Consider the following 14,759-nt stretch of genomic DNA (forward strand, 5'->3'; position numbering starts at 1 on the left):
TTCGGCTTCGTAGAGTGGGGATATGACCGCTCAGGTGGTGCTCGTCCACGGCATCCGGACGTCTGCGACCATGTGGCGGGCGCAAGTCGCCCACCTGGGCGATCGCGACGTCGACGTGACCGCCCTCGATCTGCCGGGGCATGGGACGCGGATGTCCGAGACGTTCACCCTCGACGGCGCCTTCGCCACGATAGATGATGCGGTGCGCCGGGCCGCCGAGCGCGGTCCCGTGCTGCTGGTCGGTCATTCGATGGGCGGGCTGCTGAGCACCGCGTACGTCGGCAACGAGGAGCGTCCTCCCGTGTCGGCGTTCATCGCGGCATCCTGCACTGCGATCCCGCGAGGTTTCGGTCTGGCCGTCTACCGCGCACTCGCACTCGGTTTCGACCGGCTGCCCGGGCGCGGGCAGAGGATCACGGACTGGGTTCTCGACCGCACGCTCCCCGTCGAGACGCGGCCCGACTTCGGTGCGGGCGGCTACGCCTACGACGCCCAGGATGTCGCGCTCGCGAGCCTATCGGTGCTCGACCTGCTCGCGGCGCTGCGGCGCATCGACGTGCCGACGTGGTTCGTCAACGGTCAGTACGACCAGTTGCGGGTCAATGAACGGCTCTTCACGCAGCTGGCGCCGGCGGCGGAACTCATCGTGGTCCCGCGAACGAGTCACCTGGTCACGGCGATGCGCCCACGAGTCTTCAACGCCGTGCTCGACCTGGCGCTCGCCACGATGGCGGATACCGGTTCCCGCGACGCGACCTGATAGACTCGGAAGTCGGCTTGCCGTGTGGGTTCCTCCCTCACACGACCGCCGTGCGGCATCCCTCTACTGTCGCCCGGCACATCCACCGAAAAACTCCGAACGAAAGATACGTCGAACGTGGCGAACATCAAGTCGCAGATCAAGCGCAACAAGACCAACGAGAAGGCGCGCGAGCGCAACAAGGCGATCAAGAGCGCGCTGAAGACCGAGGTGCGTCGCACCCGCGAGGCCATCGCCGCCGGCGACAAGGCCGCCGCCGAGAAGGCTCTGGCGACCGCGTCGAAGAAGCTCGACAAGGCCGTCAGCAAGGGCGTCATCCACGAGAACCAGGCTGCGAACCGCAAGTCGGCCATCGCCAAGAAGGTCGCCGCTCTCTGAGCCGTCGCTTTCCGAAGGCCCGTCCCGTTCCGGGGCGGGCCTTCTGCGTTGCCGCGACGATCGCGCGTCGCGGCGTCAGGACCCGTAGGGCGCGCGCGTGGCGATGACCGTCACGAGACGCTCGACGGCGAATACGGGGTCGCGCGAGGCGCCCTTCACCTCGGCGTCGGCGCGGGCCGCGGCCTGGATCGCTGTCGCGAGAGCAGACTCGCTCCATCCGACGAGGTCGCGCTTGGCGCGGTCGACCTGCCAGTCCTTCATGCCCAGTCGTGCCGCGAGGGCGGAGGAAGGCTCGCGGGTTCCGGCGACGCGTGCCATCGTCCGCAGCTTCGAGGCGATCGCAGCGACCAGGGGCACCGGGTCGGCGCCGCTCGAGAGCGCGTGGCGCAGGGTGAGCAGCGCTTCGCCGTAGCGGCCCGCGATGGCCGTGTCGGCCACGGCGAACGCGGTCGTTTCGACGCGACCGCCGTAGTAGCGCTCGACGACCTGGTCCCCGATGTCACCGGGAACGTCGGAGATGAGCTGCTGGCACGCGGCGGCGAGTTCGGTCAGATCGTCGGCGAAGGCGGAGACGAGCGTGCGCAGCGCGGAGGGCGCGATGCGCTTGCCCGCGGCGGAGAACTCCCCCGCCGCGAAGTCGAAGCGGTCGGAGTCACGCTTGATCGCGGGCACGGCGATCTCGACGCCACCGCCGGTTCCGGCGCGGATCGCGTCGAGGAGCTTCTTGCCCCGAACGCTCGCACCGGTGTGCCGGAGCACGACGGTCGCGCCTTCCTGCGGGTTCTCGAGGTACGCCAGCGCCTCGGTCAGGAACGCGTCCGAGCACTTCTCGACACCGGCGACGCGGACGAGGCGGGGCTCGCCGAACAGCGAGGGCGACGCCATGCCGAGAAGCGTGCCCGCGGCGTAGTCATCGGCACGGACATCGGAGACCTCGAGGCTCGGATCTTCGGCCTTCAGGTAGTCGCGGAGCGAGGCGATCGCCCGCTCGGCGCAGACCTCTTCGGGACCGGCGACGAGCACGATCGGCGCGGGCTCGGGCGACCGCCACGACAGCTGCCGGATGGCCGACTTCGCGCCGCCTCGGGCGGCGGGGCGGCGAGCGGACGGCGGCATGTCACCAGCCTAATCGGCACCGGCGACAGCGCCCGCCGGACCGGTCATCCGGGTTGGTGGTCGAGCAAGGCGTCATTCGGGCGAGCCATCATCGCACCTCGAGGACAGCTTTGCCGTTGAGCTGCCGCCGCTGAAGGAGGTCGACCGCTGTATCCGCCTCGGACCAGCTCCCGCGCCATGCGATGCCGGGGTCGATGGTTCCTGACGCTACTTGCTCGCACAGCCATTCGAGCCCGTGCGCGAAGTCCGCGGCTTCGGGCATGAAGAACGTGTGCACGGAGCGATTGTCTTGTCCGGCACGACTCGTCAGCAAGCCGACAGGGAAGATCTCCGGTTCGTCCGTGACGTGCCCGACCGCGACCAACGTGCCGTCGCGACGCAGCAGCTGAAACGCCTCGATCAAGACGCGCCCGCCGACAGTGTCGACGACGCCATCTACGGGCGCGACGCCGCTCAGGGATTGACGCACCTCGTGGGCGCCCAGCGCGCGGAGCGCGTCTCCATGCCGAGCAGCATCGCTCGTCGCGGCGATGACGAACGCCCCACCCAACCGTGCGAGCTGCAGGGCGTAGCGTCCTACTCCGCCCGAAGCGCCCGTCACGAGTATCCGACGCCCGAGGGTTGGTCCGATGCGGTCGAGAGCCGCCAGGGCGCTGACACCCGCGACGGGAATCGTGGCCATCGCACCGAGATCTGCACCGGAGGGTGCACGGCTCAACAGCGCGGTGTCCACGGCACGCAACTCCGCCCACCCGCCAGTCCAACCGAAGGTAGCGACGGGTGTGCCTTCGGCCGGCCCGCTGCCGTCGCGGGCGGCAGCGCGGACGATCCCCGCAGCCTCCCATCCCGGGACCGTGCCGTCGACAGCGTTGGCGACGTTGTCGACGAGGTCGCCGAAGTTCAGCGATATCGCGGCGACTGCCACGAGCGCCTGGTGCGGCGTGGGGGCCGGGTCAGGCACGTCGCCCAGGCGCAGCTTCTTCGGGGCCGAGTGATCGACGATGAGGGCACGCATCATGCAGCCGGGCCCGAGACAAGCTGACCGTCTACGACGGCCGACGCGATCGCGATGCTCATTGTTGCTCCTCACCCGACGAGAGCGAATCCCACGTTGCTGATGCCGTTGTACACCACATGCACAATCACGCATGGCCACACGGAACCGCTCAGCCGGAACAGGATCGCGTTCACCAGACCGACGGTGAAAGCGAGAGGGAAGACGAGATTGACACCGTGCACGAGTGCGAACAAGAGCGCGCTCACGACGACGCCGGCCCACGGGCCGAATCGCCAGAGCACATTCGCGACGACTCCTCGGAAGAAGACCTCTTCGCCGAGACCGGTGAGGCCTGCGCCGAGCAGCAACGTCAGAATCAGGGAGATCACGCTCGCACTCGCAGCTGCCTGGTAGTCCGCTTGCGGCGTATCGTTCCCGAAGATCGCGATGTAGCCGACGGCGACGAACTGGTTCGCCCAGTACACGACCGCGCCGACGACGAGCGCGATCGCGATCCACTTCCCGCGGACGCGCGCCAATCCGAAGGCGGCGAAAGGCAGCCGGCGAGCTCGGGTCGCCGCGAGGAGGGCGAGGATGCCCGCAACGCCGGACACGAAGTAGCTCACGTATCCGCGTAGTTCGCCCAGATGCTGCGGTGTGCTGTCGATCCACCAGATCCCGAGAGCGAGCGCGACAGCGTACGCTCCGGCGGCCAGCCCGAGTTCGGGCCAACCCGGTCGGGTCGAGCCTGGGATTGTCGTCGAGCGGCTCTGCTGCGCAGAAGAGATGTTCATGTGACTCGCGTACTCCTTGTCGTTATCCGTACAGCGTACGGCACAGCGTACGGGCACGGCGTACGCTGTACCGTGATCGCATGCCGAAAGACACCCGAGCTCGTATCGTCGAGGCGGCGACGGCGCTCGTGCGGGAGCGGGGACTGGGGGCACTCTCGGTTCGCTCCGTGGCGTCGGCCGCAGGGTTAGCGCCGACGACGCTGCGCGGCTATTTCCCCTCTCAGGCCCAGCTCTACAGCGCTGTCGCATCAGAATTCGTCTCGGTGACGCTCAGCGATCAGCGAGTGCACGACGAAGAGGTCTCACCCGTGGAGCGACTGCATGAGTGCATGCGGCAGTTCCTGCCAGAGCCGAAAGGAGCACGAACGGCTCTCGAGGGCTGGTTCGAGTACTACCGCCTCTCGTTCGGCGCCGAGGGCAACACTGCTGTTCGCGAGCTGCTCGTCGCAGGTCGGCATGCCTCGCTGAGCTCCATCGAGGGATGGCTGACGGTCCTTGCCCAGCAGGGTCACCGATGCCGACGAGGGATCCCTCAGACCGCGGCAGGGCTTCTCTCCGTGATAGACGGCCTGCATCTGTCGATGCTCGCCGACCCCGAGCTTCTGTCGATCGACGACGCACACGATGTCCTCCGCGATCACGTGTCCGCTTCGCTGCATGCCTGAGCACAGCGCTACTGGCGAACGGCGCCCGCCGGACCGGTCATCCGGGACGTTGACGCCATAGCTCGAGCCCGCGCTCCGTCGCGAGAACCGCCGCTGCTCCCGTGCGGTCGGTGCGCGCGACCGACGTACCGGTCGTGGCCAGCACGTCGAGGATCTCGGACCGCGGATGGCCGTAGTCGTTCTCACCGACCCCGATCAGCGCGATGCGTGCCCCGATGCGGCGATAGAGCGCCGCGGCTTGGTCCGCGCTGCCGTGGTGGGCGACTTTGACGATGTCGAAGCTCCCCCGCACCGCCGGTGAGAGCGCCACCTGAGGCGTCTCGGAGAGATCCCCGAGCAGAATCGAGCGCGGGATGCCGCCGCCTTCGATCGTCAGCACGACGCTGGCGTCGTTGCCGGGAGGGAAGACCACCCCGCTGCTGCGTGGCCAGAGCACTCGCCATCGCGCGTCGCCGAGCACCCCCGACATCCCGGATGATACCGCCTGGGTCGCCGCACCTGCGTCGACGAGGTCGTTGAGAAGGGCTTCATCGGCCGGTTCTCCGAGGGGTCCGTGGAGGACGAGTCCGACGCGTCCCCGAATGGCGGCGACTCCCCCGCTGTGGTCGAGGTCGAAGTGCGTCAGGACCAGGAGGTCGAGCCAGTCGACTCCGAACAGATCGAGGCACGCGGCCAGCCGCTCGGGCTCGGGGCCGGTGTCGACCAGGGCCGTCCGCTCGGCCGAACGCAGTAACACCGCGTCGCCCTGCCCCACGTCGCAGATCGCGACCGCCCAGTCGTCGGGAACAGCGGCGCGCTGTATGGGTCCGGTGAGCGCGATGACCCCGCTCCCGACGCCGACCGTGAGGGCGAGCACACCCACGGCGAAGCGAGCGAGGAGCCGTGGCGCACGCGGTATCAGCACGACGAGCACGGCAGCGCTGAGAGCGAGAGCGACGGCGGCACCGGCCAGGTCGGGGATCCAGGGCACCGCGTTGCCCGGAAGGACGGACACGAGTCCCGCCGTCGCGGCGATCCAGGCGCATGGCAGCCAGGCGAGTGCGGCGAAGCCCGAAGCGAGCACGGGCACACCCACGAAGAGGCAGGCGGCGAGTCCGGCGACCGTGGCCAGGGGTGCCGCCGGAGCCGTCAGCACGTTCGCGAGCACCGCGTACACCGGGAGCCGGGGGTCGATCAGCACGATGAGCGGCGTGCAGGCGAGTTGGGCGGCGAGCGGAACCGCCACCGCGAGCGCGAGAGGCCGCGGCATGAACCGGGCGAGCGTGTCGCCGACGGGGCCGGCTGCGAGCAGCAGGGCACCCGTCGCGGCCGCTGACAGGGCGAAGCCCAGGCTGCCGGCGAGCCAGGGATCGGCGATGATGCAGGCGATGATCGCGAGCGACAGGACGGAGACCCCCGCCCCCGCCCGTCCGAGCAGCACCGCAAGCATCGCGATAGCGGCCATCGCCGCGGCCCGGACGACGCTCGGCTCGGGAGAGACCAGCAGCACGAACCCGACGAGCACGACGAGTCCCGCCGCGACCCGCCACCCGCGCCGCAACCCCAGCCAGGCCGCGGTTACGAAGGCGATGCCGACCACCAGGGCACAGTTCGCGCCGGAGACCGCCGTGAGGTGCGAGAGTGACGCGGTTTTCATCTGCGCGTCAAGCTCATCGGTCACCGCGGACGTCTCGCCCACGGCCAGGCCGGCGATGAGACCGGCTCCAGGTCGCGGCAGGGTGTGCGACTGAGCGACGAGCGCAGACCGTAGCCCCGCCGTGGCGGCGAGGACCCCGCTCGGCGGGGCGCGCAGCTGCGGAGGCGTGGCCGCGTCCACGACGAGGACGGCACGCTCCCCCGGTTCCGCCGGGAATGCCGAACCGGTCACGCGTATGGTTGCGCCCAGGTCGAGCGCCGCCGGCCGTTCCGCGGCGCGCACCACCACCGGGATTGAAGCTCGCAGGCTCTCGGCCGCCGCGTCTATCCGGGTCGTGACCGCGTCGAATCGCCAGCCGGTGGGCGATCGCTCGACCTTCCCGGTCACCGCGGCTTCCAGAACGACCGAGCGACCGCCCGAGATGGGCATCCTCGCCGCGCGGTCGCGCTCCGGGTGCGCTACCGCCACATGGCTCACCGTCGCGGCGGCGAACGCGGCGGCGACGGCGGCGACCGTGAGAACGGAGGCGAACCGGCCGATACGTCGGTGTCGTCCGGCACCGAAAAGCACCGCGACGAGCGCGAGCGCAACGGCCCACAGAGCCGCCGACCCGGAAGCCGCGAGACCGGGATACCGCGTCGCGACGAACGCTGCGGCCCACGTGATCCCCGCGACGGGCAGCAACCGCAAGTCGCGGCGGCGCGGATGCCCGCTCACACGCTTACCTGGTCGCGCAGCGCCTCGAGCATCTTCTCGCCGATCCCCGACACCGCCAGCAGGTCCTCGACGCTCGTGAAGCGACCGTTCTCCTCCCGCCAGGCGATGATGCGCTCCGCCAGCGCCGGACCCACCCGCGGCAACGTGTCGAGGGCGGCGGCATCCGCAGTGTTGAGGTTCACCCGCCCATCGGCGTCACCGCCGCCCGCACTCGTTCCGTCGGGTGACGCGGGCGGTGGCGCTTCACCGGCCGCCGGCACGTACAGCTGCTCGCCATCGGTGACCGTCCGGGCCAGGTTCACTCCGGCCGGGTCCGCGGCGTCGGTGAAACCACCCGCGGCGGCCACCGCGTCGACCACCCGCGCGTCCATCTCCAGCCGGTAGAGACCCGGACTCACGACCGCGCCGTGCACATGCACATACGCGGATGCCGGCTGCGCGACAGCATCCGGTGACGCTGCCGGTGTCACGAGCTCGACCGGCGCCGCGACCGAGCGGAACATGCCGATCGCGACGGTCACGCCCGCTGCCGCGAGGATCAGGACGATGACCGCGCCGGCCCCGAGCCGGCGCCGCGACGCCGAGGAATCAGAAGCTGCCACCCGGTCAGGCTAGGCATGCCGCCCGCACCGATTGCGGCTCACTGCGCTTGCTGGGGACAGCGCGACACGCCCGCTCGACGGGGAGGCGCCGACACGGCACGGCGAAGGGTCGAACCCACAGGACTCTCGATGATCGAACTCGGGTGCCGTCACCGCCGGCATCCGTAGCCCGCGCGACGCCGCCGCGGTACGTTGTCGCCATGGGGAGAGAGCTCACGCAGCGAGAGCGGGGAATCGCGGCTTTCATGATCGACAATGGCGAGCCGTTGCCGGGAGATGCGGTGCTGGACGCCGACGCGCGCGAGCGGCTGTACGAGCGGCTCGACGCTGTGCGCGCCGGCAAGCCCTGCGCCTGCGGCACCTGCCCTTCGATCGAACTCATCGACGAGGCCGGCCAGGCGCCGGACGTCGAGCTTCGAACCGTGCTGATCGCCGAGACGGAGGGTGCCACGCTCCTGCTGTTCGTCAGCGAGGGGCAGCTCAGCTACCTCGAGCTCGCCCCGCACGGCGACGAGCCGTTCGCAGAGTTCCCCATCACCGCCCCGTCTCAATGACAGTCATCATGAAACCGGAGCGCGTTCCGTCGGCGGCGGTCTCTCGGCGGCGCCGCTACGTCACCCGGATGAATCGGAGCACGGCAGGGGAAGCCGCCGATGTCGCATGACGCAGTCGGCAAGGACGGACCTCGTCCAAGCCGAGACGAGTTGCTGTCCCGGTTGGAGGCGCTCGAACGAGAGCACCACGAAGTGCTGCTGGCCGCACTGTCGGTACCTGGAGGCGCTCACTTCTCGCAGCGCTTGCGCGAACTCGAACATGCAGCCGATCTCATCAGACGAGAACTGAGTATTCCCACGAGGGCTGGGACCGAGCTCGGGGCGGTTGGCGACTTCGAGGGCCCACCCAACCGGACGATGTGGGCCGACCGGCGACCGGTCATCAAGGTCGTGATGGTGCTGTCAGTGATCCTCGTAGCCGGCGGGTTGGCGCTCGGCGCGTTCGCCCTCGGATCGGGCTACTGGGGCGGCATAGGGGGCACGATCAATATGATCCTCGGCGGATCGTTCTGCTACTGGTTCGCATCGACCCAGACCGGCAGAAGAACCGACCGACCCCTGAAGCCGGGAGGGCCTCGCCGTCGCTAACCCACCGGCTCCGGCAAAGTCGGATCAGCCGGATCGACGGCGCAGGAGTTCCTCACCTTGCGGCCGACGATGTGCTCGCGGATGGTCGAGGCGACCTCACCCGAGCTGTGCTCGAGCATCGCCAGCGGCGTTCCTCACGAGCGAATGGCCGGAAGTCTCCTGACACACCCGGGCGGGCTCATCGCTGCCTGAACCGTACGGGGGGTCTCACGGCCCCGCGCTACGTGCAGGGCGCTCCCGTCAGGAATCGCTGATCTGCGCAGAGGCGATGGCGAGAACCGCCAGGATCGCCCCGTGTCGGGCCAGGACCGATCCGCACCCCCGTGCCGCGTCACCGAGTGACGGAGGCTACGAGGTGCCGGCCCCGCCGCGTGAGCAGGCGGCGCAGGTATGGCACGAGTACGACGCGCTCGGCGAGCAGTCCGAACACCGGTGACGCGAGGGTCACGCGATCGGTCATGATCGTCACACCGTCGCGCTCGAGGTAGAGATGCTCGTGTTGGAAGATCCGGAACGGTCCGGCGACCTGTTCGTCCACGAAGCGGCGGGGCCGATCGAGCGCCGTGACGCGGGAAGTCATCCGGAACGGGATGCCGAAGTGCCAGGCCCGCCACGTGACCGTCTCACCCAGCCCGATGCGGCCAGTCGTGACCCCACCGATCGCACGCTCGCCGGTGCCGCGCATCGAGTCGACATGGGCTCCGATGTCGAGCGACGCGTCGAAGAGCGCCTCGGCGGGAACATCCGCATGCGTCTCGATCTCGAACGACGACGTCATTCGCCGATGATCCCACACCGCGGCCCAAGGTCTGACGGGCGGGGCTCGACGACCCCTCCCTTACTCAGTCTCAAAGCGCGGAGCGTCGTTGGCTAGCAACCGCACCCGGCATGGCGGCTCGCTAGGCTCGCCGCATGGGGACCAGATGGGCCGATCGAAAGAGGGCCAACAAAGCACTGCTCATCTGCTCGGCGGTACTCCTCGCCAATGGCCTCGCGATCCTCGCGATGGCACTCGTCTACGGACATGCGAGCGGGGTCGGCTCTGCGATCAGCCTGGCGATGACCTCCGGATTCTTCTTCTGGTTAGCCCAGCGCGGCGGCACGGACGACGACAGCGCAGGCCGCTAGTCGCGTCGCGAACGGATCGAGCATGCATCAGCATGGACGGGTGCAGCCTTGGTCGCGCCGTTCCCTCGTGGTCATGACGGTCGCTTTACTGCTCTCGCTGATCGGGATGCCGCTGGCGTTACTCGCCGGTGAAAGCTGGCGAACAGTCGGCATCGCCCGGGCCATCCCGTGCACGATCACGGTTTGGGTTCTCTTGGCGCGACGGATGCTCTATTAGAACGACCCGGGACGACCGTCCTCGGTGACGGTTGCGCTCCCGACGTCGCTGCTTCCTGGCGGCGGGCTCCCGGGCCAAGGGTCAGGTGGGTACTCGTGGTAGTACCGGCGCCAGGCGTAGATGTTCCCTGCGACGGCTAGAGCGATCCAGCCCGCGAGCACGAGCCAGCGCATCAGGTTACCGGGGTCATCGATGGCGAGCACCAGGAACAGCCCGCCGACGGATGAGCTGAGAAGACCGGCGATCATCAGCTGATGGTTGCGAGCGCGCGCCTTCGGATCTCGCGGCGGCTGGGGAATCTCCATCACGGCTCTCCTTCATGTGCCCACAACGTCGCCGAGGCTTGCTCGACGATTATCTCGACGCGTTTCGCTGGATACCAGCTGCAGCAACGAACCCGGCCGCGGCGAGCGTCGAAACCCCGATGCCGAACTGGAGCGTCGTACCGAGACAGACGAGGCAAGCACCGGCTGTGGCTCCAACGAGCGACCATCGCCGGCCGACGGCCACACCGATTACCCCGATGAGCAGACCCAGAACACTCACCGCCAAGCTCGGGGCCACCGCCTCCATCCATAGCCCCAGCCCCGTCTCACCGGGCGGGCGGGATCCGGTATAGATCGTGGCCGGGTAGAACGACCACCACCCGATCCACGCGAGCGACACCGATGCGAGCACCACCAGCGTCGCAGCACCGCGGAGAGACGGCTTGCCGATCGCGACGAGCAGGCCGAGGAGCACCAGCAGCGCGGACATCCCGCCGAGACCCACCGCGACGACCATGTAGCCGATCCCGTCTGCGCAGACCCATTCACCTGCCTCCCACGATTCGCCCGTGAACAAGTAGGAGCAGTTGTAGTGCAGGGTGTCGCGGAACAGATACAACGCGGAACCCGAACTGAGGAACGCAAACAACCCGCCGAGAACGACCGCCATCACCGCGTAGTTGCGGTGCTCACGCCCGGCGCCCCTCATCTCCAGGGGCTCAGCGTCCATTGGGAGGTGCGCCATCAGGCCGACGTTACCCGACCGCCTCGCTCGGTGAACTGGTCACCATCGTTCCGCACTCGGGGTGCGGGACCCACGACTCTGAGATGACCCTCTCGCCTAGCCCACCGGCTCCAGCAAGCTGGGATCAGCTGGGTCGACGGTCCGGGAGTTGCTGACCTTGCGGTCGACGATGTGCTCGCGGATGGTCGAGGCGACCTCACCCGAGCTGTGCTCGAGCATCGCCAGCGTCTCGGCCTTGCGATCGCCGGTGAGCTTCTCCGGAGTCAGCCAGTCGTCCCAGGTGTCAGGGGTCAGAAACGCCGGCATTCGGTCGTGCACCTCGCCGCTGGCATCGCGCGCTTCGCGGGTGATGACGACGAAGCAGCGTGACTTCTCACCGTTCGGCAGTTCCATCGACCAGGTCAGTCCCGCGGCCGAGAGCAGCCCGTCGCCGTGGAGGAAGTGCGGGGTCTTCGGCGTCTTGTCGCCGGTCCACTCGAAGTACCCGCGCATCGGGACGATGCACCGGGCGGCGCTGAACGCCGGCGCCCAGAACCCTTGCGCGAGCTTCTCCATCCGGGCGTTGATGATCGGGCCACCCCGCGGCCGGTTCGCTGGCTTCTGCCAGTCCCATTGGACGAGCTCGAGAAACCGGCCCTCACCCCGGTCACGGACGATCGGGGCATCCTGCGTCGGTGCGATGGAATATGCACCAGTCCACGCGCTCGACCACTCCTCGGGCTTCCCGCCGCCGGCGACGTACTCCCGGATCAGCTCGTCGGTCCCTGCGTCATTCGCGAATCGGCCGCACATACGAGTGACCCTACGGCGCGAGCCGAGTAGCGTCGAGGGAGCTTCCCGGACCGACCGCTCTGCTACGGTTCCGGCATGCCGCAGGAGCCGTGGTCGATTGCGAACCTCGCCGGGCCACGTTTCCGCGTGCTCGTGTTCCTCACATGCTTCACCGCTGTGCTGACCGCCATCTATGCCGCAGTCGCGATCGGACGGCAAGAGGTCTCGGACATCGTCGTCGCCGTGCTGTGGGCTCTGATCACGGCCGCCCACGCCACGTTGCTGGTCCGAGCTGCACGACACCGTCGTCGAACACGCGGTAGAACCGCTAGACCCACTCCCCCACCGATCAATTCATCAACGCAGAGGTGATGGCGAGAACCGCCATCATCACGACGACGCTGGCAGCCAGCAGCATCCATCCCGGCATGTGAGAGCGCCGCTGCGCGGCGTCCGGGGAGCGTTCGTGCCCGAGAGCCGCGCGCAGCTTGGCGCGCTCGTTGTCGATCGCGTCCTGCCGCAAGTGACTTGAATGCGCCATGAACCGCAGCGGAGTCATGTCCTTCCCGTGAAGGTCGCGCTCTTCCGCGTCCAGCTGCTCCAGCCGTCTGCGGATGTGCTCCTCATCGCGTGCAGGTTCGTGTTTGCTCATTCAGCGTCGCCCGACCTATCGACGCCGACGATGCGTCGGGCGAGAGCGTGACCTCGGCGTTGGTACTGCTTCATGTCGATCGCCCCTCGGGCGTAGTCGGTGATGTTCTCGACCTCCTCACGCGTCGGCACGAACGCGTCGTGCCAACCCGCCAGAGCCTGCCGCACGCTATCGCGCTGCGCCGCGTCGAGCTGTACGAACAACTCCGGCCAGTCGTCCTCAAACGTTAACGCGTCCGGCGCCGTAGCCCCCTCCGTAGCTGTGCATCCATCGTGCCTCCCGAAAACCCCCTCGCGCGAGGTTCCGGCTGAAGACGTTTCGACACAGGGTCTTGGCACCGCGTGTCGACCTCGACCAGCGCCCGGCATCAGGCTTGCCGATAACATCGTCTGCGGCATCGACCGAGGGCTGCGGAGCCGATGCTTGTCAACGCAGAGTCTCAACGTGGTGCTCGGACGTCTCGGTGTCGCAGGTGGTGATCTGCCACATCGACTCGTCGTTTTCGCGAACGCGTGCCATTTCGATGATCAAGGTGGACGGCCACTCTTCCCCTGCGCGCTGAGCTACCTCGTAGGCGCTCGTACCCTCCTCTTGCTCGGCTGTAGAGAGCTCCGCGTCGTAGGACGAGACGACAGCCAGAGTGCGGGCATCAACAATTGAGTCTCGGCCGAAGCTCGGATCGTTCTCTCGTTGGCCCAATAGGTTGGTCTTCTGCGCAGCGGAGCGGAGCCGCCATACCCACTCGGAGTCCACGTACTCAAGACGCAGACCGACGATCCTGCCGCCGACCGCAGAGGATGCGCCCGGCAACGACTCAATAAAATCAGTCGGCCACCTCAGTTCACCGGGCAAGCAGGTGCCGGGGAAGTTCTCGCCGACGACGGTCGGAGGGCTCGGATGCGGCGCGCAACCCACGAACGCCGACAACATCGCGCACGCGAGCGTCACACCAACGAGGAGCCGGGCCTTCACTTGGTCTCCATTCTCCGGTTCACTCAGGCGGTTCGCCTGTTGCACATGGAGCGATCGCGTAGACGTCAACGACCTCGGCCCCATCGACGTCCGCGACGATGACATCCAGGATGATCCCGCTCGCATGGTTCAGCGCGACCGCCGGGAACGCGATGTCGACGACCTTGTCGTCGACGAGGAACTCTTCGCCCAGACGGCCGGGGAGGTCTCGAACGAAGTCCGCACCGCTGAAGGCGCGATCTGGTGTTACCCCCACCGGGCGCTGTAGGTATATGCACCTTCTCCGCATGGCAGGTAGGGCGATTCTGCCGAGAAATCCTCGATAGTGCCGCCTGGAACCTCATCAGCGATCGTTTTCATCACCGTCTCGGCTATTGCGCGTGCCTCGTCGAGTGTCATCTGCTCCCCTGATGCACAGCCCGTTGTGAGCAGCGTTGTCAGCATCGCGAGGGCAACGCCGACGACCCAGCGGCGCCTCATCGTGTTAGCTCGTACAAGACGCGGTTTACCTCACGACGCGTGCGCGGATTGAGCCGCTCGCCTGTCGACAGTAGCCAGTTGTGTTGTTCGATGGGGTCCCCCGCGGTCATCCCGGAATCAAGCTCAGTGATGCCATTCTCCTGCGAAGGGGTGATGGCGTACCCCAGGGCGCCGACTTGAGCACCATCCAGATAGCGGTTGACGTCACGGGGACCCTGGATGGCGTAGTACTCAGTGCCGTCGCGCGCTTCCCAACCCTCGAGCATCCCGATCCCACCTAACAGCACGCGTGGCCGAAAATCGGCGCCCGCAGATTCCGCCGCACCACCGATGGCGGTCCCGAAGGAGTGCTCCAGCGACATGAGCGGCGTGTCGCCTACGACACGGGCCGCGTGGAAGAATGGCGAAAAGGAGACATGACATGTCCCAGAAGAAGCTCTCCATCTGGACGCGGCTCCGGCACCTGGTCCTCGGCCGGCCCATCACCCACGAGGAGCAGCAGGCAGCGCGCCGCTCCGGGCGCGCCGACACCATGACCCAGGTGCAGAACGGCGTGCGCGGGACGAGCTCCGCCGGCTTCCACCTCTGACCCGTCGAGATTCCGCCGTAGTCCATCGATTCCGGCACGCAGTCATCCACCGTTGCTGCGGCGGTGCGGTCTTCGAGCGCCGACCAGACGTCCGCACGCACGGCGTCGAGGTAGGCCCGCCCGGGAAGTCGG

21 protein-coding genes are annotated in these 14,759 nt (G+C 68.1%); 7 read left to right on the forward strand and 14 right to left on the reverse strand.

Translation table 11 applies throughout. The features are described 5' to 3' along the window. The first annotated feature begins 22 nt into the window (after nucleotides 1-22). Entirely contained in the window at nucleotides 23-760 is a 738-nt protein-coding gene (locus JOF37_RS01435) for an alpha/beta fold hydrolase (RefSeq protein WP_210004440.1), read from the forward strand. Nucleotides 761-877: 117 nt separating this feature from the next. Further along, nucleotides 878-1,138: a 30S ribosomal protein S20 gene (rpsT, locus tag JOF37_RS01440; protein ID WP_210004441.1), complete on the forward strand. Its 261-nt coding sequence runs from the start codon at nucleotides 878-880 to the stop codon at nucleotides 1,136-1,138. Nucleotides 1,139-1,213: 75 nt separating this feature from the next. Here rpsT and holA read toward each other — a convergent pair whose 3' ends face one another. The 3 genes from holA to JOF37_RS01455 form a co-directional block, all read right to left on the reverse strand. After that, entirely contained in the window at nucleotides 1,214-2,254 is a 1,041-nt protein-coding gene (gene holA / locus JOF37_RS01445) for a DNA polymerase III subunit delta (protein WP_210004442.1), read from the reverse strand. Between the two features lie 88 nt (nucleotides 2,255-2,342). After that, nucleotides 2,343-3,272, reverse strand: coding sequence for a zinc-binding dehydrogenase (locus JOF37_RS01450; protein ID WP_245338076.1), 930 nt, complete (start codon nucleotides 3,270-3,272; stop codon nucleotides 2,343-2,345). Nucleotides 3,273-3,340: 68 nt separating this feature from the next. After that, on the reverse strand, nucleotides 3,341-4,045 hold the full coding sequence (locus JOF37_RS01455) for a CPBP family intramembrane glutamic endopeptidase (protein ID WP_210004443.1): 705 nt from the start codon (nucleotides 4,043-4,045) through the stop codon (nucleotides 3,341-3,343). An 80-nt stretch (nucleotides 4,046-4,125) separates the two neighbouring features. On the opposite strand from JOF37_RS01455, the gene JOF37_RS01460 reads away from it, so the two are divergent. Then, nucleotides 4,126-4,710 (forward strand): TetR/AcrR family transcriptional regulator, encoded by a 585-nt coding sequence (locus JOF37_RS01460; protein ID WP_210004444.1) that lies wholly within the window; start codon nucleotides 4,126-4,128, stop codon nucleotides 4,708-4,710. A 37-nt stretch (nucleotides 4,711-4,747) separates the two neighbouring features. Here the strand turns inward: JOF37_RS01460 and JOF37_RS01465 are convergent, their stop codons facing one another. Beyond that, nucleotides 4,748-7,063, reverse strand: a complete 2,316-nt coding sequence (locus tag JOF37_RS01465) for a ComEC/Rec2 family competence protein (protein ID WP_210004446.1) — start codon at nucleotides 7,061-7,063, stop codon at nucleotides 4,748-4,750. Further along, entirely contained in the window at nucleotides 7,060-7,665 is a 606-nt protein-coding gene (locus JOF37_RS01470; protein ID WP_271174876.1) for a ComEA family DNA-binding protein, read from the reverse strand. Before JOF37_RS01470 ends, JOF37_RS01465 begins: the two co-directional genes overlap by 4 nt. 200 nt (nucleotides 7,666-7,865) lie before the next feature. Between JOF37_RS01470 and JOF37_RS01475 the strand changes: the two genes are divergently transcribed. Both JOF37_RS01475 and JOF37_RS01480 read left to right on the forward strand, forming a co-directional pair. Then, on the forward strand, nucleotides 7,866-8,219 hold the full coding sequence (locus tag JOF37_RS01475; RefSeq protein WP_210004448.1) for a hypothetical protein: 354 nt from the start codon (nucleotides 7,866-7,868) through the stop codon (nucleotides 8,217-8,219). Nucleotides 8,220-8,318: 99 nt separating this feature from the next. Next, the gene (locus JOF37_RS01480; RefSeq protein ID WP_210004450.1) at nucleotides 8,319-8,807 is read left to right on the forward strand and encodes a hypothetical protein; all 489 of its coding nucleotides are present in this window, start codon (nucleotides 8,319-8,321) and stop codon (nucleotides 8,805-8,807) included. 331 nt (nucleotides 8,808-9,138) lie between these two features. On the opposite strand, the gene JOF37_RS01485 is transcribed toward JOF37_RS01480, so the two are convergent. Continuing rightward, the gene (locus JOF37_RS01485; RefSeq protein ID WP_210004452.1) at nucleotides 9,139-9,585 is read right to left on the reverse strand and encodes an SRPBCC family protein; all 447 of its coding nucleotides are present in this window, start codon (nucleotides 9,583-9,585) and stop codon (nucleotides 9,139-9,141) included. Between the two features lie 134 nt (nucleotides 9,586-9,719). Here JOF37_RS01485 and JOF37_RS01490 point away from each other — a divergent pair, with 134 nt between their 5' ends. After that, nucleotides 9,720-9,935, forward strand: coding sequence for a hypothetical protein (locus tag JOF37_RS01490; protein ID WP_210004453.1), 216 nt, complete (start codon nucleotides 9,720-9,722; stop codon nucleotides 9,933-9,935). A gap of 213 nt (nucleotides 9,936-10,148) precedes the next feature. Here the strand turns inward: JOF37_RS01490 and JOF37_RS01495 are convergent, their stop codons facing one another. From JOF37_RS01495 to JOF37_RS01530, 8 genes are all read right to left on the reverse strand, one after another. Then, nucleotides 10,149-10,457, reverse strand: a complete 309-nt coding sequence (locus tag JOF37_RS01495; protein ID WP_210004454.1) for a hypothetical protein — start codon at nucleotides 10,455-10,457, stop codon at nucleotides 10,149-10,151. 49 nt (nucleotides 10,458-10,506) lie between these two features. Further along, nucleotides 10,507-11,163, reverse strand: a complete 657-nt coding sequence (locus JOF37_RS01500; protein WP_210004455.1) for a hypothetical protein — start codon at nucleotides 11,161-11,163, stop codon at nucleotides 10,507-10,509. Between the two features lie 96 nt (nucleotides 11,164-11,259). Beyond that, nucleotides 11,260-11,955: an SOS response-associated peptidase gene (locus JOF37_RS01505; RefSeq protein WP_210004456.1), complete on the reverse strand. Its 696-nt coding sequence runs from the start codon at nucleotides 11,953-11,955 to the stop codon at nucleotides 11,260-11,262. A 328-nt stretch (nucleotides 11,956-12,283) separates the two neighbouring features. Then, the gene (locus JOF37_RS01510; RefSeq protein ID WP_210004457.1) at nucleotides 12,284-12,586 is read right to left on the reverse strand and encodes a hypothetical protein; all 303 of its coding nucleotides are present in this window, start codon (nucleotides 12,584-12,586) and stop codon (nucleotides 12,284-12,286) included. After that, entirely contained in the window at nucleotides 12,583-12,717 is a 135-nt protein-coding gene (locus JOF37_RS15645) for a hypothetical protein (RefSeq protein WP_276512764.1), read from the reverse strand. Before JOF37_RS15645 ends, JOF37_RS01510 begins: the two co-directional genes overlap by 4 nt. A gap of 295 nt (nucleotides 12,718-13,012) precedes the next feature. After that, nucleotides 13,013-13,558 carry a hypothetical protein gene (locus JOF37_RS01520; protein ID WP_210004458.1) on the reverse strand — a complete coding sequence of 182 codons (546 nt, stop codon included), beginning with the start codon at nucleotides 13,556-13,558 and terminating at the stop codon, nucleotides 13,013-13,015. Nucleotides 13,559-13,577: 19 nt separating this feature from the next. Continuing rightward, on the reverse strand, nucleotides 13,578-13,847 hold the full coding sequence (locus JOF37_RS01525) for a hypothetical protein (RefSeq protein ID WP_210004459.1): 270 nt from the start codon (nucleotides 13,845-13,847) through the stop codon (nucleotides 13,578-13,580). A 187-nt stretch (nucleotides 13,848-14,034) separates the two neighbouring features. Next, nucleotides 14,035-14,400 carry a hypothetical protein gene (locus JOF37_RS01530; protein ID WP_210004460.1) on the reverse strand — a complete coding sequence of 122 codons (366 nt, stop codon included), beginning with the start codon at nucleotides 14,398-14,400 and terminating at the stop codon, nucleotides 14,035-14,037. A 59-nt stretch (nucleotides 14,401-14,459) separates the two neighbouring features. Here JOF37_RS01530 and JOF37_RS01535 point away from each other — a divergent pair, with 59 nt between their 5' ends. Next, nucleotides 14,460-14,627 carry a hypothetical protein gene (locus JOF37_RS01535; RefSeq protein WP_210004461.1) on the forward strand — a complete coding sequence of 56 codons (168 nt, stop codon included), beginning with the start codon at nucleotides 14,460-14,462 and terminating at the stop codon, nucleotides 14,625-14,627. The last annotated feature ends 132 nt before the right edge of the window (nucleotides 14,628-14,759 follow it).

The organism is Microbacterium imperiale, from assembly GCF_017876655.1.
Taxonomy (GTDB): domain Bacteria; phylum Actinomycetota; class Actinomycetes; order Actinomycetales; family Microbacteriaceae; genus Microbacterium; species Microbacterium imperiale.